Here is a 24380-nt window from a genome sequence, read left to right as displayed (position 1 = left end):
GTTATTCGTATCCCCAACACGTTTACCTAGCCATAAATGTCATTTTGAGTTGTTGGTGAATGTTCCTTTCACCAACAACTCAAAATAGCGCATTCTAACAAAATTTCGATTATTAAACTAATCAATCAGACGCAATCTTCACTGAAATATTATTCAACCACTAAATACTTCTCTCTAAATCATATTTACCTCTCATTAATGATTTGAATTCATACATAGAGTTTTTTCTTTCATTTTTACATGCCTAAAATCTCAAATATAATCTGTACATCTTGTTTTTCACCTTTTTACGTAGATTTTTCTCATGCTTTTAACAACTATCTATATTATTGGTATTACTGCTGAAGCGATGACTGGTGCTTTGGCTGCGGGCAAGCGTCACATGGATTGGTTTGGTGTTATGTTGGGGCAAGTGCGACAGCTATTGGGGGCGGTGCGTGATGTGCTGTTGGGTCACTACCCTCTTGGTTGGGTGGCAAATCCGCAGTACTTAGTGATCACTTGTCTTGCAGGTCTATTAACAACAGTAATTGCTAAATGGGTTATTCGGTTTCATAAGATTTTCATTATTTTGGATGCGATTGGCTTAATTGTGTTCAGTATTATCGGTTGTCGTGTCGCGATGGACATGGAATTATCTGTATTGTCTCGGCAGTTGTTACGGGCGTGTTTGGTGGTTTGTTACTAGATTTGATTACTCGCAGCCAACCGATGGTATTACACAAAGAGTTGTATGCCTCAATTGCACTACTGGCAGGTGTGATGTATTTCGGCATGATGTACTTTACAGTCCCTGAACTGATCACCACAATCGCTACGTTAGTCGTTGGATTTACTGCTCGTATGGCGACTGTGCAACTACGCTGGCGTTTGCCGGTGTTTGTACTCGAAGAGCCAAAAGAAGACAAGTTACTAGAAAATAAAGCAAAAAAAGCGGAGAAGCCATTAAGCTTCTCCGCTTTTTTATTTGTAAGCGCTCGGTAAACCGCACATACTCATAACATCTAAGCTTTGACATAATATCTTTTCAACAGAGGTATTATGAATCAAACAGAAAAACGCCTTAAGTGGCCTAAACCTCAAAAAGACAATGCTATCCATATCGCTAAACAGCAGTTGAATTGGTTATTATCTGGATTATCTCTTGATAATCCTAGAGCACACAGGCCTCTTTATTACTTAGAAGTGTGACCGCTGATACTGATCTTAATACTGGGGTTGAACGATCCTTTTTTACTGTCAAACTTGGCTCATTAAAATTACATGAGCCTTGATATGACTGAACTTCCCGATGATATTGAACAACTGAAAGCTATGTTGATAAAGCTTCAGGAAGATAATCAGGTCAAGAGCGAACAACTGCAGGCCAAAGATAAGATAAAATAATCAGTTACAGAGGAAAAAATTGAGCTGGCGAATAAAGTACAACTGCTCATCGAGCAGCTTAATAAATCTAAACACTTTTCCTCTCAAAGCGAAAAAGTCGTCAAAGGAATGCTCAATGAAGCTGAGCAACAAAATAGCCTTCCAAAACTAGAACCGAAGCACCATAAGAAAGGCCGTAAACCGCTTCCAAAAAAATTAGAACGTGACGTTATCCAGCATGAGTTAAATGCACCTTATTGTGAATGCTGCGATGCACCCTTGCATCAATGTGGTAAGGAAGCGTCAGAAGAGCTGAAAATTATCCCGCAAAAAGTTAGCGTGATCCGCCATGAACGTACGAAATACGCATGTCGACAATGTGAAAAAACACAAACTTCCAGTAAAATCATTACGGCCCGAAAACCTGCAAGTATGATCCCTAAAAGTATCGGTAGTGCCGATGCTTTTGCTGCCGTCGTCACTGCCAAATATGTTGATGCACTACCGCTTTATCGCCAAGTTAATATCTTAAATCGTTCTGGCATTGATATTAGTCACAGCACATTAGCCAACTGGTGTGTGCTATTGGGTAGTAAAAACCAAGTGATCATAGACGCAATGAAAGAGTCACTACTTAAAGAAACGTTAATTTGCGCCGATGAAACCACGGTTCAGGTATTGAGAGAAAAAGACCGCGCAGCACAATCGAAATCTTATATGTGGGTTTATCGCAGCGGTGAATTCACTGCCAATCCAATTGTGATATACGATTATCAACCTAGCCGATCGTCAGCTTGTGCAAAGGGATTTCTTGGCCATTATGGCGGCTACCTACTTAGTGATGGCTATGCAGTTTACGATTGTTTAGAGCATGTGACCCAAGCGGCTTGCCTTGCTCATGTGCGTAGAATATTCACCGATGCACAAAAAGCACGACCAAGTAAAAAAGCGGGCAAAATTGAAAAAGCATTAAACTACATTGGTAAGCTTTATCAGATAGAAAAAGAAACCAAACCACTAAGCAGCTTAGAAAGACAAAGGCTGAGATTAGAAAACTCCAAACCGATCCTTGATGATTTTCATCAATGGCTGATTAAAGCTAAAAGTACAGCCCTACCCAAAAGTGCGCTAGGTAAAGCCATCAACTACAGCTTAAATCAGTGGCCTAAGCTACTGACGTATTTGGAAAATGGTGAGATTAGTATCGATAATAACGTCACTGAACGTGATATCCGCCCGTTTACAGCGGGGCGGAAGAACTGGATGTTCTCAACGTCTGTCGATAGAGCTAAAGCCAGCGCTAACTTATACAGTTTGGTTATGACCTGCCGAGCCAATGGCATCAATCCATACTATTATTTCCAGCACTTATTTACAGAGCTACCAAAATGCCAATCGTCCGATAATCTAACGGATCTAATGCCGTGGAACATGAAGAGCAGTGAAGCGGAGTGAGGCTTAATTGAGCGCTTACTATGCTAGCCTCTATGGGCAAGTCGATAACAGTCCACAAGCTTTTATGGTATTGGCCTTAGCTGAACCGGCTTTGTCATTAGCTAATACATCATTAACACCAAATACTCGTACACAGCTCAAGTAGGTATCATCCGATAAAGGGATGTTGGTCACGGAAGGCGGTCGATTAGTGAACAGCCTAAATTTACCTCAAGGCAATTTGATTGAGACTTATAGCTCTCAACTTGATCCACTAACACTTGGCTTACAACGTGCAAATACCTCATGCACTGGCAACGTACCATTGATTGGCAACCTGGCTACCATTTTGGTTACCAGTTAATCTCAAAGTTTGTACGCCAAGACAATACCGTCATTATGATCAATGAACGTCCTGTTGAAACGTAGCACTTTATTGAATCTGTCACCAGTGAAACACTGAACACCAGTTACCAAAATCAATTCTGGATCAATGGGGTAATAGGCAAAGCACTTAAAAGTCAACCAATTAGCAACACATTGGCAAAAACAACAAAAACAAGCTGCACTTAATTTGAGCCAACAAATCGAACATATGATAACGGGATGAGCGTATTTTTATGCTATGTCTGAACGACGCCAAGTATCCTCCCATTCATATCCATAATAAAACAAAGGGAGTAAATAGATATTCATTTAAAAATGAAAGCGATAAAGCTTATTATATGTCTAGATTACGATATTATTGACAGATTACATAGTAAGGTTGATAACAATTCAGCACCGAAGAAGTTGTTGTACGTTTAGGGCTTATATTCAGTTTTCCATAAGTCATCCTTCCGTGCATAAATTAAAATTCAAAAACGCTGTCATGATGAGGGTCATTACAGCGTTTTTAATTTATATGAATCGTCTAATCATCAAATACTATTGACATCATTCAATTTTTCATACTGTCTAGATGTATGCCGAATCAGTACAACCGCAACACCTAGCATTCCGCCAAGCAATGCTCCTAAAATCACAATTAAAGCCCGCTTAGGCTTATCTCTAGCAATGGGTGCTTGTACATTTTCTAAAGTTTTAAATGTTTGAAATTGGATACTTCTATCTATTGTTAAGCTATTTAACATTTCAATTTTAGCATTAATTCCATTTAACCTAGGCTCTATCACATCTAAATTTTTAATGGCTTTTAAGGCTTTTACTTTAGCGATTAAAGCATCTGAACCTAGGTTGATGGCAAATAACTCTTCATCCCCCAAACCCTGAACTGGTTTACTCACCCCAGCAGCTTGTGCAATAGCAAGTGCATATTGTGAACGCTCTACTTCCATAGCTAAACGATTTTTAGTCTCTATTTCTAATATTATTTTTTGCTGTTTAAGCTCATTTTTTTTAACGTTAACAATTGTTTGTAAGTTGTTTAATGCATCATTAAATACCTTGCGTTTTACAGTATCAATATATTCATTTAATAAACGGACACTACTTTCCTTTGTTGTTGCTTGCAAACTAACGTCATAGTCATGATTTTTATTTTTATCAACAGGGGTTATGGTAATTTTAGTTAACCATTCACTATAAAGACGGTGTAGCGCTTCATCTGTATTTGTATCCAGCTGCGTCTTGATTTTTTTAAATTCAAGGCTACTATCTAAAAATTTCTTCTTATTGGCAGGGGAATTATAGGCATCAATAAATCGCTGAAATAATGTTTTAGGATTAACCAATGCTTCCAAGCTCTCACTCACAAGCACGGTGCCATCCTCTTGATAAATATCAAAAATAGGCTGAAACTGCTTTACTTGTTGTTGATAAGAAGAATAATCTTGTATTTGGGGTTCCATTATTCTTGCTTTGGATGACCACCACTCTTGTGCTGTTAATGCGTATATAACAGCAATAATAGAACAAAGCATTGTCAGTGCAATGATCCATACTTTACCTTGCCATAAAACCTTAAATCGCTCTCGTAAATAAATTTCATTATTTTTAGGCGGAGCATAATAGGCAGGAATAGATGGCTGGTTTAATGGTACTTTCACTGTTTGTCTCACTTGATTCAATCGATATTCAGCGCACTTATACGATATAACGCAGGGACCATGCTTGAGTATTGATTTATGAAAAAATAATAATTTGCCACTAAATCGTATTAAGATCTATTCTCAAACATAATACGTAGCAAATTCTAACTAATGATAAAGTGAATATTATATCGCACTTTGTTGAAGTTGTTGCCACATCGTTTTTACAATCAGCTGATCGACAGGGGTAAGTTCTGATTGTGCTCGTGTCAAGCTCGTATCTACTGCCTCTTTCATCGCTTCGACCGATGTAATGCCGTTAAGTTCGCAATCTGCTGCAGACAGTGAAATATGCCCACGTAAATAACCACCAGCAAATAATTCATCATCGGAGGCTGTTTCTACCATTAAGTCTATCAAGGTGGATAACTTTTCTTCATATTGCTGGATCATGTTAATAACTCTTCAATCGATAATTAATACGTATGAATTACATCAAACGCTGAAAATTGGTTTATTGCTAACGGTTCAATCTGATAGTATTCACAAAACAAATCAGATAAAATCTGAGCCCGCCTTGGTATACCCGACTCCAAATACAGTCGCACTTGATCTTTTACTTGCTATGTGCAGCCTAGCCTATTCGGCTCGCAATCACTACTCAAGTTGTCACAGTTTACTTGAAATTTAAAGCCACAACTTGCCGATAGAATCCACTCAATGGCTTGTGGTTTTACTTCAACAGCCTCAAACTTTGCTTGCACTTGTTCCGTGCGACCATCGGGTTCGTACCAATAGCCATAATCTTCACGCAAACGTCGTTCAGAACCTGCGATACACCAATGTGCCAGTTCATGCATTGCTGATGCAAAATAGCCTCGTGCAAAGATGATCCGATGATGGGATACTCGTCAGATGCAGGTAAGTAAACGGGTTCATCACCACCAAGCTTCAACTCAGTATTTAACTTTTCAATAAATGTTTCATTGAATATTCTAATGAGATCATTGTAATCATGCTGCATAGATTATGTGCTATCTATCTCAATATTACGAAATGTTGGATATTATAATGATTTTACTATCACCACGCGACAGTTCATCTATTGATATAATAGAAACACCCCATTAATCACGAAATTTTTATCATTTATTTTCTTTTTCAAAAAACAATGCAGCAATAAGCAATGATATGCATTCGGCCAAAAATTAAATTGGTATTAATTGAATTCATGTATGAAGTTTTTTCTTTCATTTTTACATGACTAAAATCTCAAATATAATCTGTACATCTTGTTTTTCATCTTCTTACGTAGATTTTTCTCATGCTTTTAACAACTCTCTATATTATTGGTATTACTGCTGAAGCCATGACTGGTGCTTTGGCTGCAGGCAAGCGTCACATGGATTGGTTTGGTGTTATGTTGGTGGCAAGTGCGACGGCTATTGGTGGCGGTACGGTGCGTGATGTGCTGTTGGGTCACTACCCTCTTGGCTGGGTGGCAAACCCGCAATACTTAGTTATCACTTGTCTGGCGGGTTTATTAACAACAGTAATCGCTAAATGGGTGATCCGCTTTCATAAAGCTTTCATCATGTTGGATGCAATTGGCTTAATTGTATTCAGTATTATCGGTTGTCGTGTGGCGATGGATATGGGATTACCTGCAATTATCTGTATTGTCTCGGCAGTTGTTACGGGGGTGTTTGGTGGTTTGTTACGAGATTTGATTACTCGTCGTCAACCTATGGTATTACACAAAGAATTGTATGCCTCGGTTGCACTACTGGCAGGCGTGATGTATTACGGCATGATGTATTTTGCTGTACCTGAACTGATCACGACTGTTGCAACATTAGTGGTAGGATTCACAGCGCGTATGGCTGCGGTGCAATTACGCTGGCGTTTGCCTGTGTTTGTACTCGAAGAGCCAAAAGAAGATAAGTTACTAGAAACTAGAAACTAGAAACTAGAAATTTTGCGCTGACGATAAAAGAAAAAGCGGAGAAGCCATTAAGCTTCTCCGCTTTTTTGATTGTCCCGTTCAGAGATAAGTTGAAACTTAAATCTTTGGTGTGGTAGTCACGACATCTGCATTTTGACCACGATTACGTAACAAGTGATCCATCAATGTAATTGCTAGCATCGCTTCTGCAATTGGCACAGCACGAATACCCACGCATGGATCATGACGACCTTTGGTGATCACTTCTGCAGATTCACCTTTACTGGTAATCGTCTCACCCGGAACTGTAATACTTGAAGTCGGCTTTAATGCAATGTGAGCAACAATATCTTGCCCAGAAGAAATGCCCCCTAAAATGCCACCAGCATGGTTGGTTTTAAAACCATCAAGTGTCATTTCATCACGGTGCTCACTACCACGTTGTTCAATCACCTCAAAGCCATCACCAATTTCAACACCTTTAACCGCATTGATACTCATCAGTGAGTGTGCAACATCGGCATCTAAACGGTCAAAAACAGGTTCGCCTAAACCGACAGGTACATTACTGGCGACAACCGTTAGTTTGGCACCAATGGAATCGCCTTCTTTTTTCAGCTTACGAATAAGTTCGTCAAAGGCATCAACTTTATCGGCATCTGGGCAGAAAAAAGCATTCTGTTCAATTTGATCCCAATCGACTTTATCGATCTTCACATCACCCATTTGTGATAAGTACGCACGCACTTCAATACCATGAACCTGCTTCAGGTACTTCTTCGCCACTGCACCCGCAGCGACTCGCATTGCCGTTTCGCGGGCTGAAGAGCGGCCACCACCACGGTAATCACGTACCCCATATTTCTGGTGGTAAGTGTAATCAGCGTGACCAGGGCGGAATAAGTCTTGGATATTAGAATAATCTTTAGAACGCTGATCGGTATTTTCAATCAACAAACCAATTGATGTACCGGTTGTTTGCCCTTCAAATACACCTGAAAGGATTTTCACTTCATCTGCTTCGCGACGTTGTGTGGTGTATTTAGATGTACCAGGACGACGACGGTCAAGGTCGTGTTGCATGTCTTTTTCTGTCAGCGAAAGACCAGGAGGGCAGCCATCAATGATACAGCCTAATGCTATACCATGACTTTCACCGAATGTGGTGACGCGAAATAGTTGTCCAATCGTGTTGCCTGCCATTACTTCCTCTGTCTTTATCCGCTACTTGATCACGTTAGGTAACGTTTTCGTTAATGACTACATAGTGCAAAGTTGTGACATGGATTGCAAGAGGGAATTAAGCAAAGATAAAAAACAACAAAGCACCTAATAAACAGGACATCATATACCGTAATATTTGATGTCTTGTAATTAGGTGCCTATCTATCAAATGCTTGTATATCGGCTTTTATATAACCGATACAGTTACATCAATATCGTTATGCTGTTGCCGTTTGAACTTTCGCCATGCGCATTTTCTTCAGTGATATCGCCACAAGTGCAGTGACTACCATACCCGTCGCCATACATAGCAGCGCAAGTAGCGGCTTGTTCATCGCACCTAGTAATGCAACCACCGGGCCACCGTGTGCCACGCTGTTAGTAATACCAAATGAGAACGCCATTACTGCAGCAACCATGCTACCCAGTACGTTGGCAGGAATTACAGATATCGGGTCTTGTGCAGCGAAAGGAATCGCGCCTTCAGAAATACCAACCAAGCCCATTGCACCTGCTGCTTTACCAGCTTCAATTTCACTCTCTTCGAAGATATTCAATTTACGACCAATCACTGTTGCTAAGCCCATACCTAATGGTGCAACAGGAATCGCACAGGCCATTGCACCCATGAATTGAGTTTGGCCGTTAGCAATCATGCCGACAGAGAATAGGAACGCCACCTTATTAAAAGGACCGCCCATATCAAAGCCTGCCATACCACCTAATACAATACCCAGTAAAACAACGTTACCCGTGCTCATATTGGTTAGAAGAGCATTTAAGCTTTCCATCAAACCTGCAATCGGAGCTCCAATTACAAAGATAAACGCACCAGCAATAAACAAGGTACCTGTAATAGGCGCAATCATGATTGGCACTAAAGGCTGAATCATTTTATGGTAGTTACGCGTCGCGATAAACCGCACGAAATAACCAACCAGTAGACCAGCGACAATCGCACCAATGAAACCTGTTCCTGCTTCAGCACCGTAGAAAGAACCGTTATTCGCTATCCAACCACCAATGAAACCTGGGACTAAACCCGGGCGATCAGCAATCGCAAATGCAATGTAACCCGCCAGTACTGGAATCATTAATGTAAATGCAATTACACCGACATCTAATACAGACTGCCACAAACTCCCTTCAGGAATGGCCATACCAGCATCTGTCGGTTGACCGCCAATTGCTAACGCTAACGCAATCAACAAACCACCAGTAACCACAAACGGGATCATGTGTGATACACCGTTCATTAAATAACGGTATAGGTTTGAACGTGCCTCTGACACTTTACTCTCTGTCGAGCTAGGCTTTTCATTTGAGGCATCAAACGGCACTGCCGCTAATGCTTGCTCAATCACGCCTTTACCGTCTTTGATCGGTGCTTTTACGCCCGTCTTAATTAATTTTTTACCCGCAAAACGCGCCATATCAACTTGCTTATCACAACTCACGATAATGGCATCGGCACGGGCAATCTCTTCGGCTGTTGGTGTGTTTTTTACCCCAATCGAGCCGTTGGTTTCGACCTTAATTTCATACCCCATCGCAGCTGCTGCTTTTTCCAATGCCTCGGCTGCTAAGTAAGTATGTGCAACACCAGCAGGACAACCAGTCACACCAATCAGAAAACCTTGATCTTTTGCGACACTTGGCGCGGCCGCTTTTTTCTCTAGCAATAACGCTAAGGCATCTGCCGGAGTTTTAGCCGCTAAGAACGCCTCAATAAAACCGTCTTCAATCAACTTCGAGGATAATTCAGCTAACACTTCAATATGGTGGTTGGCGCCGCCATCTGGCGATGCAATCATGAAAAAGAGTTTGGAAGGTAAGCCGTCTTCAGCGCCGTATTCAATGCCTTGGCGACTTACACCAATGGCAACAGCTGGTGATACAACCGCAGCACTTTTTGCGTGTGGTAATGCTACGCCGTCTTCAAAACCCGTATTTCCCAGCTCTTCACGTGCTTGGATATCTGCAAGGAATTGAGTTTTATCACCCACCTTGCCTTGTTGAGCGAGCATCTCTGCCATTTCAGAAAACACTGCGTCTTTAGTCGTCGCCTGTAAATTCAGACAGATTAGTTTTTCGTTGATGAGTGTTGTGATCATCGTTCTTTCCCCGATTTATTCTCTTCTGTGTCGCTCTACACCTAAGATGTATTCATCCACCGATGGTGCGCTCATTTCTATAACTATTGTGGTCGTTGGCAAGCCATTTCGGTAGAGCATAAAAAAGGCTTTTACTGGATATTTGTACCATACATCTTTCAATGTGATCGGCGTCTCACATACTCAACCATATGCACGCATGTAATAAAACAAACGAAAAAAACCATAAAAACATACAGTTAAATAAAAAAGCAACTATTGATGACATATATCGACATAGAGGAAATAATCAACAAAAAACGTAAAACTGCAATAAAGTAACACTAGAAGCGGTTCGATATGAGTAATTTAAGTGATGAAGATCACAAGATAAATCAGATTAGTAGAGCTAGAGCGGGTTAAACGTGAAGTATTTAGTCATTTGAAGTGCAGACTAGAGCAGTTGATAGCAATATGAGGCTGAGGGGTCGGCGCTTTACGGCTGATATATTTTTGACTTTGGGTTTAAGCAAGAAGCCTAAACCCAAATCTTATACCATTCTGGACAAGTAAATGGTCAGATACTTATCTTATTGGTATTAATACTTAGTTGTAAGCTCTCGCAAAACAACCATTACAGCTAGCAGCATAACTCAATGCATAAGCAGGAATGAATACCGACTCCCCTTTTTCAATTGTGATTGTTTCACCATTTTGGTGCGTCACAGTGACTGGGGCATCGACTGCAAATAAGATCTCTGCACTGTGATGATCTATCACTGTGTTGCTGACTTGCTGATACACACTAAACTTAAAATCAGGCACCGGAATCGGATAATGCTGGCTACCTTCACCCTGTTCAGGGGCTAATAACAAACTGTCTGCAGGTTTAGTCACAAACAAAGTACTCGCCACCAATTCTGGCACATCCATGTATTTCGGGGTTAGCCCGGCACGTAATACATTATCTGAATTCGCCATGATCTCTAAGCCCGTCCCTTTGATATAAGCATGCGGTGTGCAGGCGTCAAGGAACATGGCTTCACCCGGTTGAAGGGTTAATACATTCAACATTAATGGTGCGAACAGGCCGATATCACCAGGATATTGTTCAGCTAATTCAATCAGTAAACCAAATAATGCATCTTCTTTATGGCTGTTCGCATAAGCTAATAATGCGTTCACCGCCGTTTCTTTTACTTCCCCCTCAAGAGATAACATCGCTTGGAAAAAAGCTTGTAGACCCGCTTCATTCTGTTCGGTAGAAAATGCTGCAACTAGGTCAGACAATACTGGAATATTGAGTATTTCAAATTGCGCCACGATATCGGCAATTTCACGGAAACCATTCATTGCTTGATAAGGCGTTAACGCAAACACTAATTCAGGCTTATGGTTTGGATCTTTATAATTACGGTTACCCGCATTACGAGGAATGCCTTCAGCGTCTTCTTTCGCAAAACCTACTTCGGCTTGCGCTTTACTTGGGTGCACTTGAATTGACAGTGCTTTTTCAGCCGCTAACACTTTGAATAAATACGGCAATTCACCAAACGTTGCCTGAGTGTTCGCCCCTAAAATCGCATCAGGATCGGTTGCAATGAAATCAGACAATAATACTGGCTTGCCAGACATCTCGATTGTCGAACAGCCATTTGGGTGGGCCCCCATCCAAATTTCAGCTTGCGGCTGGGCATCTGGATTTTCTGTACCAAACAACTGCTGCACAGAAGTAACACTGCCCCATGGGTAATTTTGAATTACATTATCCATTTTGAAAAATACAGGACGGATTGAATCAGTCATTACCATAAATCCTTGTTAAATATGATCATCAAGATCGAATATTAAAATCAAATGCGTTAAAACGACTTTCATCAATCAGCCAGTTATCAACCATAGTTATTAGAAGCATGGTTATTTACAAAATAGCTATTCGTAAACTATGGAAGCCGCAAACTGATGGAAGTCGTTTCGTTATCGATATTTACCGCGAGTATTGTTAGTTCTCCAACCAACACAATGCCGATCAACGCCGATCAACGCCGCAAGACTATAGCAAAATCGTTTACCCGATTGCGATATGCATTCATCATAAACTATTGGCTATCTTGTTTAAGATCATGAATCACCCTTCAGATAACCAGTAGGATACTGTCGCTTAATTACCACACTTTACTAACTTATCGTGGCATTTAGCATCTATTTAAGCGCTTTTACACACTTTAACCATGAGCATCTATGAGTACTGTATTTCTCGATATCATTGATACTGTTTTATCTGAACGGGAGAATTTTAACCGTATTTGGTTTGCAGGTGATCAACATGCGCCTCCCGCCTTTAGCTATCAAGTCAATTTTCCACGGCTGGAGCTAGTATTAAGTGGAGAATATGTTAATCAACTCGAAGATCCCGTGATGGGAATTAGCGAAGTTAGCCTAATGGCGGGTGATGCTATTTACATCCCCCCTAATACTTGGAATAAACCGAATTGGGAAAATGAATGTTCGGTATTGAGCTTACTGTTTGGCAAACGTCAATTGGGGTTCAGCTTAGTCAGTAAAGGCAAAGAAAGCGTTGGGTTTTATGACGTACAGAAGCACAGTATTCAGGCTTGGACTGGGCATGCTATCGACCACATTTTGAGTGCCCTGAATACCTTAGCCAAAGAGCCAAATCACAGCCCGATGGATGAGCATTTGTTAATGGCATTATTAAGCTATTGCCGCACGATGATTCACTCCCCCACGCAATCTGCAAAAACACGCAGTGAGGATCTTTATCAGGGGATTTGTATCTATATACAAGAGAATTTTCACCGAGCAGTCACCCGTGAAACCATTGCACACCGCTTTAACGTCTCACCCAATCACCTTTCACGCTTATTTCGCCAGCAAGGGCACATGCGGCTCGCCGATTATATCTGCTGGGTAAGGCTAGAGCGGGCAAAGTTCATGTTAAAAAAGTACCCTTTCCGCTTGCATGAAGTCGCGACTCGCTGCGGTTTCCAAGATGTGAATTATTTTTGTCGGGTATTTAAAAACAAAACCGGCAGAACGCCAACAGAATACCGGGAGATAACATAGCGAGTGATGGTATAACAAGCCGTTTATCTCAACGATTCGACAGAGCTAAGCGCATTCAAGATAATCGCATGAATCACAGCAGGTGTTTTAGCTGTCGTCAGCGCTTCACAAAAATCATCGTTGAGTAAGCACTGCGAGAAATGGGCAAAAGCCATCACCACTGGGCGTTGTGGTGGCTTGGGCAGTACCATTGCAATCATTTGTGTTACAGGTCCTCGGTTTGAACCCCACTCAATACCCGCATTACTGCTTAATACTGCCATACCCGGTAATGTAATCGATTCATGCATGATATGAGGCAAAGCGATCTGTTGCCCCATCACTGTCGCAGAGACTTTTTCCCTAGCCATAAAACATTCGACTAACTGTTTTTTAGTGCCAGTACTGACTTTTTGCTGATTCAACCGATCCACCAGCGATGCAATCACTTTGGGTTTCGGTGTTGCAGCATCAACAGTTGAAATAGAGTGGACTGAAAACGAAAAATCAAAGGGTAACGGTGACTGAATATTAGCTAGTAACCCTGAAGACGATGCATTTTTCATACGACGTTGAATAACAGGTTTAGCAAATTCGGCAATGAATTCTGTTAACACCATATGAGCTAATTCAGCATCATTCCCTTGAATCACCAACTGGCAAAGTTCACCCGGTTTGCTCGCGAGACTGAGCATACGAAGAGGTTGGCGAATATCTGCTTTACGTAACTGACGAAGATTTAACAACGTGACTGATGAGCGGAAATAATCAGCCAAACGTTTTAGCTGATGAAGCTGATAAGACGGTAAGCCTTTCGAACAACAATAAAAGGTTATACGCCGTTGGATCATCTTACAATTCCTGGCAACGTTGAATAACAGCAGTCGGGTTGATTAATACTTCTTCAATGGTCACACAGTGGATTTTACTGCCCGTAAAGCGACCACGCTGTTCTACTTCGATATCAGACGCAATTAATACGATATCTGCTCGGGCAATATCTTGTGGTGTTAATAGGTTTTCAATGCCCATTGCCCCTTGAGTTTCAACTTGAATTTGAATCCCTAATTGGTGAGCAGTTTTAGTGAGTACATCGGCAGCCATATAAGTATGCGCAATACCCGTCGGACATGCAGTGACAGCAACGATTTTCATGTATCTTCCTCTATAACATCAAAAATATAAATACAACGTCAGAAATATAAAAAAGCGAGCAGCAAGTAAATCGTTACTCGAAGCTCGCATTTTACTCTTTATCGGCTATTTAGCGTATTGCTAATTATGACTCTCTTTTTGATTTCCACTTCTTGATGCCGCTGCTTGGCTTGTTGCCATGTGGTGCTTGGCTATCACGCGTATTTTGATCACGAGAGCTTTGACGATCACGGTTCTGACTTGGGCGATTATCACCATTGCGTGCACTGCCCGTTTGATCATCACGTTCAGTATTACGACGTGTACGGGTGAATTCGCCTTTGGCTTTAAACGTTTTATACGTTGCATCACGCATACCACGTTCACGCTCACGTTGGCGCTCTTCTGCTGCTTGTTGACGGCTATCAAACAACTTGGCATCTGTGGCTTTCGCAATCGCTTGCCCTTCGGCATCGACTTTAGATGCTTCTTCAGTGCCGCTCGACTGTGAAATTAGGGTGTTAATTTCAGCAATTTCAGCATCGGTTAGGTAACGCCATTTACCGTTTGGTAAGCCATCGATGGTGATGTTCATAATACGTACACGACGCAATTTATATACATCGTAACCAAGTGCTTCACACATACGACGGATCTGACGGTTTAAGCCTTGCGTCAGCGTGATACGGAATGAATAGTCCGTTTCTTTCTTAACCGTACAAGGTAAGGTTACCGTATCAAGGATTTCAACACCTGATGCCATTTTTTCTAAGAATTCAGGGGTGATCTGATGATCGACACGTACTACGTATTCTTTTTCATGTGAGTTACCTGCACGCAGAATTTTATTTACGATATCGCCATCGTTGGTCAAAAAGATCAAACCATCAGAAGGCTTATCTAAACGACCAATCGGGAAAATACGTTTGCGGTGGCCAATAAAGTCCACAATGTTATCTTTAACATGACGCTCTGTTGTACACGTTACCCCTGTAGGCTTATTCAGCGCAATATAGATAGGGCGCTCTTTCGCACGTAACGGTTTATCATCAACGAGTACTTCGTCATCTGGCATCACTTTAGTGCCCATCTCTGGCTGTGTACCATTAATGGTTACTCTTCCCTGATCAATTAGCTTGTCCGCCTCACGGCGTGAGCAATAGCCTGTATCACTGATGAATTTATTTAATCGAACTGGCTTGTTTTGTGTATCAAGCTGGTCTTTATTGTCAGACTGATTTTGTGGCATGGGATTCTTCTTTCGTAAGCGTTTCGCAACGCGATCAAGGGTGATGTTTTCTGTATCGATTATATACAGGCGTGATTTTACCTGAATCTCAACAAAACAGAACACTCTAATTATACCTATGAATGAAAAATCACGTACGAATACAATTCGACTGCAAAAAAGCCAATACAACAAAGCAACTATTATCAGCACCTCACCCAAGAAAAAACCGCCAATACTAGAGCGTATTGACGGTTTCTTATTTAATGATTTCTCACACTCAAATTAATTATCTATAACAAGTTATTACCTATGAGCTAGGCGGTAATTCACCATGTGTACTTCGACCGACATAATCTTGCTGCATTGCTTTTTCCAACTGAGCGGCAACATGACCTGGTGAGGTTGTTTTAGCACATAACAAACGGTACATCGCAGGGATAACCAATAGCGTTACCAGTGTGGCAAATGCCATACCAAAGAACACCACAGTACCTACAGCCATACGGCTTTCAGAACCCGCACCTGTCGACATGATAAGTGGAATAGCACCAAACAACGTCGTGAATGCTGTCATCAAAATAGGACGTAAACGTCGTACTGATGCATCCACAATCGCTTGCTCAAACTCAATACCTTTATCACGTAGCTGGTTAGCAAATTCGACAATCAAAATACCGTTTTTAGTTACCATGCCAATCAGCATGATCATGCCTATCTGGCTATAAATATTGAGCCCTTGCCCCATTATCCATAACCCTGCCATGCCGCCAAAGATCCCCATAGGCACCGTTAACATCACAACAAGGGGATTAATAAAGCTTTCAAACTGGGCAGCCAATACCAAATACGCAATCAGCAATGCCAAACCAAAGACCATAAAGATATCACTTTGGTTTTCACGGAAATCTTTCGATTCACCTGAATAGTTAATCGTGATATCACTCGGTAAAATATCAATCGCTTGCTGATCAAGAAAATCGAGAGCATTTCCTAAGGTATAACCATCATTCAGGTTACCTTTCAATGTGATCGACTTTTGCTTATCGGTGTGACTGAGGCGTTGCGGTGATGCTATTTCCTCAATTTTAGTCACTGTATCGAGTGTAACTAACTGACCCGTCTTTGAACGCAGATAAATTTGGCTGAGATCGGCTGAGCTATTGAAGCTGTTTTCATCACCACGAAGGTAAACATCATATTCCTCACCACGATCAACGTAGGTGGTTTCACTGCGTCCACCCAGCATGATTTCTAAGGTCTCTGCAATATCTGCCGCCGGAATACCCAATTCAGCAGCTCGTTGGCGGTTTACAGTCACCACCAATTCTGGCGTGGTTTCTGCGTAATCAAGGTCGATACCATTCATTATTGGGCTATCTTCGGCAATGGCTTGCAGTTTTGTCGCCCATTGGAAAAGTTCTTCGTAATCAGATCCACCCAATACAAATTGGATCGGCTCTGAAGAACCACCACGGAAACCTGGCATCATAGGGCGTACCCAAACATCGGGAATACCTTGTAACGCTTTGCTGATTTGACCCAGCGCTTGTTGAGCCGTTACATCACGATCAGCCCAATCTTCAAGCTGCATGATAACAAAGCCTGTCTGATCGCCCGCTCGACCACCAAAAGCTGGTGTTTGAATACTCACCGATTTCAGCATGCCTTTACCTAACATGGGCAATAAGCGTTGTTCAACTTCGTCCATATTACCAATCATACGGTTATAACTGGTGCCTTCCGCCCCTTTAACGAAGGCAAACAGCACACCGCGATCTTCCTGGGGTGCTAATTGCGCGGGTATAATTTGCATCAAGCCATAGCTCGCCGCTATACACCCAGCAACAATAAACGGGGCAAAGTAACGGCGTTTTACGGCCATAGCCACCACGTTACGGTAACCATTTTCAAGTTTGCTAAACTGGCTATCAATCCATAGATTAAATTTGCCGGGTTTCACATTGGCTTTTAGCATTTTACTGCCCAATACCGGGGTCAGTGTTAACGCGATAATGGATGAGAAAATGACTGACATCGCCAGCAACACAGAGAACTCAGTAAACAGACGCCCAACCATGCCTTCCATAAAGGAAATTGGTAAGAAAACCATCACCAATACCGCAGTGGTCGCGACAACAGCAAAACCAACTTCACGTGTCCCTTTATAAGCCGCAAGTAATGGTGATTCCCCTTTTTCTAGGTGGTGAAACATATTTTCAACCACCACAATGGCATCATCGACCACCAAACCAATCGATAGAATCAATGCCATCAAGGTTAATAGATTGATCGAAAAACCCAGAAAGTACGCTGAAATAAAAGCTGAAATTAAAGAGACAGGTACGGTTACCGCAGGGATCAAGGTCGCTCTTGCTTGACCTATAAAAATGTACAGTACCAAGATCACCAATGCGCCAGTGATCAATAGAGTGCTATAGACTTCTGAAATAGAGCGATCGATAAAGACTGTTGCATCATAATCGACAGCTAATGTCGTACCAGCAGGAATGAATTGCTGCATCCTGTCTACTTCAGCGTGCACATCTTTCGCAACATTCAAAGGGTTTGCATCAGACATGGTCACGATACCTAAACTTAAGTTCGCAACACCGTTACTTTTAAACGTGGAATTTTCATTCTCAGCGCCAACATCAATATCGGCAACATCTTTCAAATAAACAGGGGTGCCATCAGCAGCCGTTCGTACCACCAAGTAATCAAAATCTTCAGGTGTAAGGTACAAGCGTGCAGTTCTAACCGACATGACTGTCGCATCGTTACGGACCTCACCACCTGGCAGTTCAACATTTTCATCTTGAAGTGTATCGACAATGTCTTTAGTCGTTACCCCACGCCCCGCCATTAATGCTGGTTTTAACTTAACGTACATGACTTTATATAAAGCCCCCGATAAGCTTACCGAACTCACGCCATTGATTAAGCTAAAGCGATCTTCCAATACCCGTTGGGCGTAATCAGTTAGTTGAGTACGATCCATCTCTGAAGATGTCAGGTTGATATAGATCGCGGGCTCACCTGAGCCATTATCTTTTGACACAACAGGATCATCAGCTTCATCCGGTAGACGACGATTTGCACGTGCTACCGCATCACGAATATCACTCACCCCTTCGGTTAAATCCCAGTCCATTGAAAACTCAACAGTAATACGGGACATACCATTTCGGGTCACCGACGTAATATTATCAATACCACTAATACCAGACAGTTCATCTTCAATTGGGCTGGTCACCTGGCTTTCCATGACCGTTGCCGATGCCCCACTGTAGTTAGTCATTACCGTAACGACAGGATTTTCTACATCGGGCATTTCACGCACAGCCAGCTTAGAAAAAGAGACCATACCAAAAACACATAACAGTAAGCTCAGTACTATTGCGACCACAGGGCGTTTAACAGAGACATCAGATAACCACATTAGACATCAGTCTCCGCTGTTAGGGGCAAGCTTTGGGGCTTTTTTGCGGTTAGGTCATCCACTTTCAAACCATCACGCATATTCACTAAGCCTTGCACTACGATACGGTCACCAACCTCGATACCCGATTCAATCACCACTTCATTATCGATACGTGCACCCAATATGACCTCGGTACGTGTCGCGATGCTTTCATCGTTCACTAAATAGACAAAACGTTTAGTGCCTGAATATTCCAATGCTTGTACCGGAATAATCGCCGCTTCTTGTGGCACAAACCCAAGCGTTGCTGCCATTAACATGCCCGGTTTTAAGAATCCGGCTTGGTTATCAAATAACACGCGTACTTTAATGTTAAGTGAATCCGTTTGTACTCGAGAATCAATGGCTTGAATTTCACCATTAAACATTTTTTCTGACCATGCTTGGTTGGTCGCACTCACTTTCATGCCGACCGACAAAAATGATAGGTACTGCTCAGGAACCTGAATATCAAGGCGCATACCTGTTAAGTCATCAAGCGTGAAAAGCTCACCACCCATAGTCACCATATGGCCCACACTGTAATCAATTAAACCAACCGTGCCATCAAACGGGGCACGAATGGCATAATCACTCAATGCCGCTTGCGCCGCTTTTAATCGGGCTTCTGCAATATTCACGCTGGCCTGCATCGCATCTAGTTCAGTTTGGGTAATTGCACCGCGATTTACCAAACGTTCGAATTCTTTATATTTGCGTCTTTCATCATTGAGATAAGCTTGTGCTTCATCCAATGCTGCCTCTGCTTTGGCATCATCAAGTTGAACCAGCAAATCACCTTTTTCAACTTTACTGTTCACTCGCACTGGAATGTCATCGATTTTAGCCGCAACTTCTGTCGCAATATAAACAGAGCGCTCAGCCTCTAACTTTCCAATTAAAGAAAGCGATTGAGCGATAGGATGAGAAGAGACCTCACCGGTTGTCACCGCAATAACGCGTGCTGACCCAGCTTTTTGTTCTGCAGCGTGAGCAGTGCCTTGAGAAAAGACACCATTTTGAATAGAGAAAATCCCACTGCCAGTCAACGCTGCAGTAACTAGAACAGCAACAACTATTTTTTTCATGCTAAAACCACTAATAAAGGACTGACTAAATGATATCTGAACCGATGCTGAAAGAGGGTAAAGAAGTGTAAAGTTAAGCAATAAACAGTACATCTCCGCCTATATGATGAAAAATTCAGCAAGCGCACAAAATTTATAAGGAAAAAGGTTTACAGGGTCTAAATGTTTGTTATTATCCGCTCCGCACTTGTGGAGGGGTTCCCGAGTGGCCAAAGGGATCAGATTGTAAATCTGACGGCTCTGCCTTCGAAGGTTCGAATCCTTCCCCCTCCACCATTATTTAGAAAATGGTTATTACAATCTTAGTCACAAGGTTGATAACGATAACGGTTTTCATCGCAAGACAAAACAATCCCGTGGAGGGATTCCCGAGTGGCCAAAGGGATCAGATTGTAAATCTGACGGCTCCGCCTTCGAAGGTTCGAATCCTTCTCCCTCCACCATCATTTTGAAAATGGTTTCGCAACCTTATGTCACGAGGTTGAACAACGAAACGTTTTTCATAGCAACACCGCACAATCCCGTGGAGGGATTCCCGAGTGGCCAAAGGGATCAGATTGTAAATCTGACGGCTCTGCCTTCGAAGGTTCGAATCCTTCTCCCTCCACCATCATTTTGAAAATGGTTATCGCAGCCTTTGTCACAAGGTTGAACAACGAAACGGTTTTCATCGCAAGACCGCTTATTGACTAACAATAAGCAAATCCCGTGGAGGGATTCCCGAGTGGCCAAAGGGATCAGATTGTAAATCTGACGGCTCCGCCTTCGAAGGTTCGAATCCTTCTCCCTCCACCATCATTTTGAAAATGGTTTCGCAACCTTCTGTCACGAGGTTGAACAACGAAACGGTTTTCATCGCAAGACCGCTTGTAAAAAAACAAGCAGAAAAATCCCGTGGAGGGATTCCCGAGTGGCCAAAGGGATCAGATTGTAAATCTGACGGCTCCGCCTTCGAAGGTTCGAATCCTTCTCCCTCCACCATCATTTTGAAAATGGTTATCGCAATCTTTGTCACAAGGTTGAACAACGAAACGGTTTTCATCGCAAGACCGCTTGTTGATAAACAATAAGCAAAATCCCGTGGAGGGATTCCCGAGTGGCCAAAGGGATCAGATTGTAAATCTGACGGCTCCGCCTTCGAAGGTTCGAATCCTTCTCCCTCCACCATCATTTTGAAAATGGTTTTGCAACCTTATGTCACGAGGTTGAACAACGAAACAATTTTCATTGCAAATTGCTTATTAAAAGACCGCTTGTAAAAAAACAAGCAGACAAATCCCGTGGAGGGATTCCCGAGTGGCCAAAGGGATCAGATTGTAAATCTGACGGCTCTGCCTTCGAAGGTTCGAATCCTTCTCCCTCCACCATCATTCAAGCCAGTTGCGCAAGCAGCTGGCTTTTTTTGTGCAAATTTATCACTCTTTTCGCCTTTTTTTTAGATATGCTTGCCCAAAAACCAGCTAAGATACATAAATACACTTAAGTGCATATTCCACAAAGGACGTGTATGCCCGAACAAATGAAGCGCTTACCAACGATTGATTGGTCAAAACTAAAAATACTGGTTGTTGACGATCAGCGTACTGCTGCGGTTTTATTAAAAAGCTTGCTGAAAAACATTGGGATACATACCACCAATATCGATATGGCGTTCAGTTATGAAGAAGCCATTCGTTACTGTCAAAATAATCACTACCAGCTTCTACTAACAGATTATCACTTAAACAAAGCCCTCAATGGTAACGAACTCACGACGTTACTACGCCAAAAGAAACTCTTATCTTCCGACTGTGGTATTCTCGTTCTCTCTGGTGATCATTCTAGGGAAGTCATTTTAACCACACTCAGTATTGAACCAGATAGCTTTCTCTCTAAACCCATTACGATAGCTGGTCTAAAGCAAAAACTGGAAGAAATCTGTAATGATTGTGCCCAACGTAAACCCATTTACGCTGCACTTGAAAATAATGATATTCCACTCGCCATTCGTTTTGCCAAGCAACAACTGAGTGAGTATGGTCATCATCATAAAATTGAAGGATTATTACTCGATCTGCTAATCGAACAAAAGGATTGGGAGCAAGTTAAACGACTGACAACATTGCTGATAACACAAAATCCAACCCATAAAATTAGTCTCGTTGATGCACGTATTAGTCACCATGAAGGAGATATCAATACTGCAATCAACAAGCTACAACAGCTAGTCGCACGCTCTCCACTCTATGTCGATGCCTATGACTTTCTTTCACTATATCAGGAAGAAAATAAGCAATATCACGATGCACTTAACAGTGCTAAACAGGCCTTAAACTATACACCCAGTGTGACTCATCGCGTCTTGCAAGTTGCTCAACTCGCAGCCAACCTAAATGACTCTGAGAGTTTGATAAAAGCCGGGAAAGTACTGGCATCTCATCTGCCCATTATTGATGTTTCTTGGGTAACCCGTTTTGCTGAATTTACCGCCATTTTTGAGCAACTGTACTTTGCTCAAACCTCGCACCGTCTACAACGACAGCTCATTCAACAACTCAAAGGTATTCATCAGCTGGCTATCAACCGATTATTACCCATACAACAACCCTTCTTAACGCTCTATGGTCAGATAACACTGGCACGCTTTTCGTTAGCTAACGATCAACCTTTAAAAGCTAAGCGCCGACTGATGGTTAGCTTATCAGCACATTTTGACGCCATCGCAAAACTGCCTTCTGTTATATTAATCGAAATATTGCCAGTATTGTTCCACCTTGGTGAGGCACAGCTAATTTTTGATATTTACCAAGTATTTAAACAACGTGACCGTATTGATGGGCATAGCCAAAACCGACTTACAGAACTCAAGAAAAATACCACGTCGATTAATAGTATCCGCGCTTTGATGATTGACTTGAAAGAAGCAAAAATACTATTAGAACAAGAGCACATTGCAGATCTTGTGACTTTGCAGCATTACAATGACATCATCAGCCGCTACCCACTCTGTAGCGAAGCTCACCTTGGGCGCCTACAAAGCCTTTATCAATTAAACCTTTATGATCAAGACAAGATCAAAGAAAGTATAAAAGCGATTAATATGATGCCACTGCCTAGTGCACTTGCAGAATGGCGAAACAATATATTTCAATGCTTATTGATAAAAATGACAAAAACGCAACATAACATCACCATTGATCCTTACCTGCGTCGTTACCACAGTAAAAATACCGTCACCACTTTTATCTCTTGATCTGCAAGCTTGCACTTATTACAAAGAACAAGCTCACAACATTGATATTAAATAGTATCCCGACAATGAAGCGTAATAAGATCGAGTGCTGGTCCCATAGGGACAATACCCGTTGGGTTAATCATGGTATGACTAAAATAATAATGACGTTTAATATGATAAAAATCGACGGTTTCAGCAATACCTGTAAATTGGTATAACTCCTTCATATAACCTTGAATATGAGGGTAATCCGCAATACGTTTTAAGTTACATTTAAAATGCCCAACATAAACAGCATCAAAACGGATTAAGGTCGTAAATAAACGCCAATCAGCTTCAGTTAATTGATCTCCGGCTAAATAACGATTTGTCGCTAAATGTGCATCTACGGTATCAAGGGCTGAAAACAGCTCAGAAAAAGCATCTTCATACGCTTCTTGCGTGGTCGCAAACCCGCAGCGGTATACACCATTATTAATGGCAGGGTAAATATAATCATTCCATTGTTCGATAACAGGATGGAGTGCTTGCGGGTAATAATCATCATGATTACCCGTTAAATCATTAAACGCAGTATTAAGCATACGAATAATTTCTGACGATTCATTGCTCACAATTGTTTGTGTCTGCTTATCCCATAATACTGGCACAGTCACACGCCCCGAATAATCCGGTTTTGCTAGGGTATATACTTGATGCATAAAATTAAAACCGTAAAGGGGCTCAGGTTCATCAAATACCCAACCTTTTTCTAACATGTCTGCGCTGACAACCGTCACATCAATATGAGGGGTTAATCCTTTTAACTGACGGAAGATAAGTGTGCGATGAGCCCAAGGGCAAGCCAAAGAGACATACAAATGATAGCGTCCAGATTCAGCTTTAAAGCCTTGTTGACCATCAGGGCCATTCTCACCATTTGGCGTTAACCAGTGACGAAAACCTGCATCTTCACGAACAAATTTGCCATCGCTTGTATCTGTGTCGTACCACACATCGTGCCATACACCTTTAACTAATTTGCCCATAACCCCACCCTTAAATCAAAAAACGTTCAATTAGAGTATATGTGGGTTTATCAACAAGATCGGCAGTG

17 protein-coding genes, 7 tRNA genes and 3 pseudogenes are annotated in these 24380 nt (G+C 41.9%); 15 read left to right on the top strand and 12 right to left on the bottom strand.

Annotated features, from left to right (window positions below; genetic code table 11):
- Positions 1-304: 304 nt before the first annotated feature.
- The 5 genes and pseudogenes from C9J12_RS31570 to C9J12_RS31015 all read left to right on the top strand — a co-directional run bounded on the left by C9J12_RS31570 (position 305) and on the right by C9J12_RS31015 (position 3228).
- Positions 305-688: a trimeric intracellular cation channel family protein gene (locus C9J12_RS31570; RefSeq protein ID WP_407675670.1), complete on the top strand. Its 384-nt coding sequence runs from the start codon at positions 305-307 to the stop codon at positions 686-688.
- Entirely contained in the window at positions 679-984 is a 306-nt protein-coding gene (locus tag C9J12_RS31565; protein WP_407675669.1) for a hypothetical protein, read from the top strand. Before C9J12_RS31570 ends, C9J12_RS31565 begins: the two co-directional genes overlap by 10 nt.
- Before the next feature lie 57 nt (positions 985-1041).
- Complete coding sequence (locus C9J12_RS02735) at positions 1042-1191, top strand: hypothetical protein (protein ID WP_107241302.1); 150 nt, start codon at positions 1042-1044, stop codon at positions 1189-1191.
- An 84-nt stretch (positions 1192-1275) separates the two neighbouring features.
- A pseudogene (tnpC, locus tag C9J12_RS02730) lies at positions 1276-2820 on the top strand (IS66 family transposase).
- A 163-nt stretch (positions 2821-2983) separates the two neighbouring features.
- Positions 2984-3228: pseudogene (locus tag C9J12_RS31015) on the top strand (YjbF family lipoprotein).
- A 491-nt stretch (positions 3229-3719) separates the two neighbouring features.
- Here the strand turns inward: C9J12_RS31015 and C9J12_RS02720 are convergent.
- The 3 genes and pseudogenes from C9J12_RS02720 to C9J12_RS02710 all read right to left on the bottom strand — a co-directional run bounded on the left by C9J12_RS02720 (position 3720) and on the right by C9J12_RS02710 (position 5853).
- On the bottom strand, positions 3720-4847 hold the full coding sequence (locus C9J12_RS02720) for an LPS O-antigen chain length determinant protein WzzB (protein WP_227876255.1): 1128 nt from the start codon (positions 4845-4847) through the stop codon (positions 3720-3722).
- Positions 4848-5015: 168 nt separating this feature from the next.
- Positions 5016-5282: a YfcL family protein gene (locus tag C9J12_RS02715; protein WP_107241300.1), complete on the bottom strand. Its 267-nt coding sequence runs from the start codon at positions 5280-5282 to the stop codon at positions 5016-5018.
- Positions 5283-5305: 23 nt separating this feature from the next.
- A pseudogene (locus C9J12_RS02710) lies at positions 5306-5853 on the bottom strand (elongation factor P hydroxylase).
- Between the two features lie 300 nt (positions 5854-6153).
- On the opposite strand from C9J12_RS02710, the gene C9J12_RS02705 reads away from it, so the two are divergent.
- Positions 6154-6795: a trimeric intracellular cation channel family protein gene (locus tag C9J12_RS02705; protein ID WP_107241299.1), complete on the top strand. Its 642-nt coding sequence runs from the start codon at positions 6154-6156 to the stop codon at positions 6793-6795.
- A 96-nt stretch (positions 6796-6891) separates the two neighbouring features.
- On the opposite strand, the gene aroC is transcribed toward C9J12_RS02705, so the two are convergent.
- From aroC to manA, 3 genes are all read right to left on the bottom strand, one after another.
- Entirely contained in the window at positions 6892-7977 is a 1086-nt protein-coding gene (gene aroC / locus C9J12_RS02700; protein ID WP_107241298.1) for a chorismate synthase, read from the bottom strand.
- Between the two features lie 239 nt (positions 7978-8216).
- Complete coding sequence (locus C9J12_RS02695) at positions 8217-10112, bottom strand: PTS fructose transporter subunit IIABC (protein ID WP_107241297.1); 1896 nt, start codon at positions 10110-10112, stop codon at positions 8217-8219.
- A gap of 585 nt (positions 10113-10697) precedes the next feature.
- Positions 10698-11903, bottom strand: a complete 1206-nt coding sequence (gene manA, locus C9J12_RS02690) for a mannose-6-phosphate isomerase, class I (RefSeq protein WP_407675668.1) — start codon at positions 11901-11903, stop codon at positions 10698-10700.
- A gap of 429 nt (positions 11904-12332) precedes the next feature.
- Here manA and C9J12_RS02685 point away from each other — a divergent pair, with 429 nt between their 5' ends.
- Complete coding sequence (locus C9J12_RS02685) at positions 12333-13178, top strand: AraC family transcriptional regulator (protein WP_107241295.1); 846 nt, start codon at positions 12333-12335, stop codon at positions 13176-13178.
- A 23-nt stretch (positions 13179-13201) separates the two neighbouring features.
- On the opposite strand, the gene C9J12_RS02680 is transcribed toward C9J12_RS02685, so the two are convergent.
- The 5 genes from C9J12_RS02680 to C9J12_RS02660 all read right to left on the bottom strand — a co-directional run bounded on the left by C9J12_RS02680 (position 13202) and on the right by C9J12_RS02660 (position 20070).
- Positions 13202-14008, bottom strand: a complete 807-nt coding sequence (locus C9J12_RS02680) for a PTS sugar transporter subunit IIA (RefSeq protein WP_107241294.1) — start codon at positions 14006-14008, stop codon at positions 13202-13204.
- 1 nt (position 14009) lies between these two features.
- A complete protein-coding gene (locus C9J12_RS02675) occupies positions 14010-14312 on the bottom strand; it encodes a PTS fructose transporter subunit IIB (protein ID WP_006232860.1) in 303 nt (100 codons plus the stop codon).
- Between the two features lie 124 nt (positions 14313-14436).
- On the bottom strand, positions 14437-15540 hold the full coding sequence (gene rluF / locus C9J12_RS02670; RefSeq protein WP_107241468.1) for a 23S rRNA pseudouridine(2604) synthase RluF: 1104 nt from the start codon (positions 15538-15540) through the stop codon (positions 14437-14439).
- A gap of 289 nt (positions 15541-15829) precedes the next feature.
- Complete coding sequence (locus tag C9J12_RS02665) at positions 15830-18961, bottom strand: multidrug efflux RND transporter permease subunit (RefSeq protein ID WP_107241293.1); 3132 nt, start codon at positions 18959-18961, stop codon at positions 15830-15832.
- Complete coding sequence (locus C9J12_RS02660) at positions 18961-20070, bottom strand: efflux RND transporter periplasmic adaptor subunit (protein ID WP_107241292.1); 1110 nt, start codon at positions 20068-20070, stop codon at positions 18961-18963. The genes C9J12_RS02665 and C9J12_RS02660 overlap by 1 nt, the downstream gene beginning before the upstream one ends.
- A 191-nt stretch (positions 20071-20261) precedes the next feature.
- Between C9J12_RS02660 and C9J12_RS02655 the strand changes: the two genes are divergently transcribed.
- From C9J12_RS02655 to C9J12_RS02620, 8 genes are all read left to right on the top strand, one after another.
- Positions 20262-20346, top strand: a tRNA-Tyr gene (locus C9J12_RS02655).
- 82 nt (positions 20347-20428) lie between these two features.
- Positions 20429-20513, top strand: a tRNA-Tyr gene (locus tag C9J12_RS02650).
- Between the two features lie 82 nt (positions 20514-20595).
- A tRNA-Tyr gene (locus C9J12_RS02645) sits at positions 20596-20680 on the top strand.
- Between the two features lie 100 nt (positions 20681-20780).
- Positions 20781-20865, top strand: a tRNA-Tyr gene (locus C9J12_RS02640).
- Positions 20866-20966: 101 nt separating this feature from the next.
- A tRNA-Tyr gene (locus C9J12_RS02635) sits at positions 20967-21051 on the top strand.
- A 101-nt stretch (positions 21052-21152) separates the two neighbouring features.
- Positions 21153-21237 (top strand) — tRNA-Tyr (locus C9J12_RS02630).
- A 115-nt stretch (positions 21238-21352) separates the two neighbouring features.
- Positions 21353-21437: transfer RNA gene (locus C9J12_RS02625), tRNA-Tyr, on the top strand.
- A gap of 140 nt (positions 21438-21577) precedes the next feature.
- The gene (locus tag C9J12_RS02620; RefSeq protein WP_107241291.1) at positions 21578-23302 is read left to right on the top strand and encodes a response regulator; all 1725 of its coding nucleotides are present in this window, start codon (positions 21578-21580) and stop codon (positions 23300-23302) included.
- 47 nt (positions 23303-23349) lie between these two features.
- Here C9J12_RS02620 and C9J12_RS02615 read toward each other — a convergent pair whose 3' ends face one another.
- The gene (locus C9J12_RS02615; protein WP_107241290.1) at positions 23350-24312 is read right to left on the bottom strand and encodes a glutathione S-transferase family protein; all 963 of its coding nucleotides are present in this window, start codon (positions 24310-24312) and stop codon (positions 23350-23352) included.
- Positions 24313-24380: the final 68 nt, after the last annotated feature.

The organism is Photobacterium frigidiphilum, from assembly GCF_003025615.1.
GTDB lineage: Bacteria > Pseudomonadota > Gammaproteobacteria > Enterobacterales > Vibrionaceae > Photobacterium > Photobacterium frigidiphilum.
Note: the sequence above shows the minus strand (reverse complement) of the source record. Positions and strands in the feature narration are given on the sequence as shown.

Excerpts from the sequence above, each read along its gene's own strand:
- C9J12_RS31570 (WP_407675670.1), top strand. The coding sequence starts at position 305 with ATGCTTTTAACAACTATCTATATTATTGGTATTACTGCTGAAGCGATG.
- C9J12_RS02735 (WP_107241302.1), top strand. The coding sequence starts at position 1,042 with ATGAATCAAACAGAAAAACGCCTTAAGTGGCCTAAACCTCAAAAAGAC.
- C9J12_RS02715 (WP_107241300.1), bottom strand. The coding sequence starts at position 5,282 with ATGATCCAGCAATATGAAGAAAAGTTATCCACCTTGATAGACTTAATG.
- C9J12_RS02705 (WP_107241299.1), top strand. The coding sequence starts at position 6,154 with ATGCTTTTAACAACTCTCTATATTATTGGTATTACTGCTGAAGCCATG.
- aroC (WP_107241298.1), bottom strand. The coding sequence starts at position 7,977 with ATGGCAGGCAACACGATTGGACAACTATTTCGCGTCACCACATTCGGT.
- C9J12_RS02695 (WP_107241297.1), bottom strand. The coding sequence starts at position 10,112 with ATGATCACAACACTCATCAACGAAAAACTAATCTGTCTGAATTTACAG.
- manA (WP_407675668.1), bottom strand. The coding sequence starts at position 11,903 with ATGGTAATGACTGATTCAATCCGTCCTGTATTTTTCAAAATGGATAAT.
- C9J12_RS02685 (WP_107241295.1), top strand. The coding sequence starts at position 12,333 with ATGAGTACTGTATTTCTCGATATCATTGATACTGTTTTATCTGAACGG.
- C9J12_RS02680 (WP_107241294.1), bottom strand. The coding sequence starts at position 14,008 with ATGATCCAACGGCGTATAACCTTTTATTGTTGTTCGAAAGGCTTACCG.
- C9J12_RS02675 (WP_006232860.1), bottom strand. The coding sequence starts at position 14,312 with ATGAAAATCGTTGCTGTCACTGCATGTCCGACGGGTATTGCGCATACT.
- rluF (WP_107241468.1), bottom strand. The coding sequence starts at position 15,540 with ATGCCACAAAATCAGTCTGACAATAAAGACCAGCTTGATACACAAAAC.
- C9J12_RS02665 (WP_107241293.1), bottom strand. The coding sequence starts at position 18,961 with ATGTGGTTATCTGATGTCTCTGTTAAACGCCCTGTGGTCGCAATAGTA.
- C9J12_RS02660 (WP_107241292.1), bottom strand. The coding sequence starts at position 20,070 with ATGAAAAAAATAGTTGTTGCTGTTCTAGTTACTGCAGCGTTGACTGGC.
- C9J12_RS02620 (WP_107241291.1), top strand. The coding sequence starts at position 21,578 with ATGCCCGAACAAATGAAGCGCTTACCAACGATTGATTGGTCAAAACTA.
- C9J12_RS02615 (WP_107241290.1), bottom strand. The coding sequence starts at position 24,312 with ATGGGCAAATTAGTTAAAGGTGTATGGCACGATGTGTGGTACGACACA.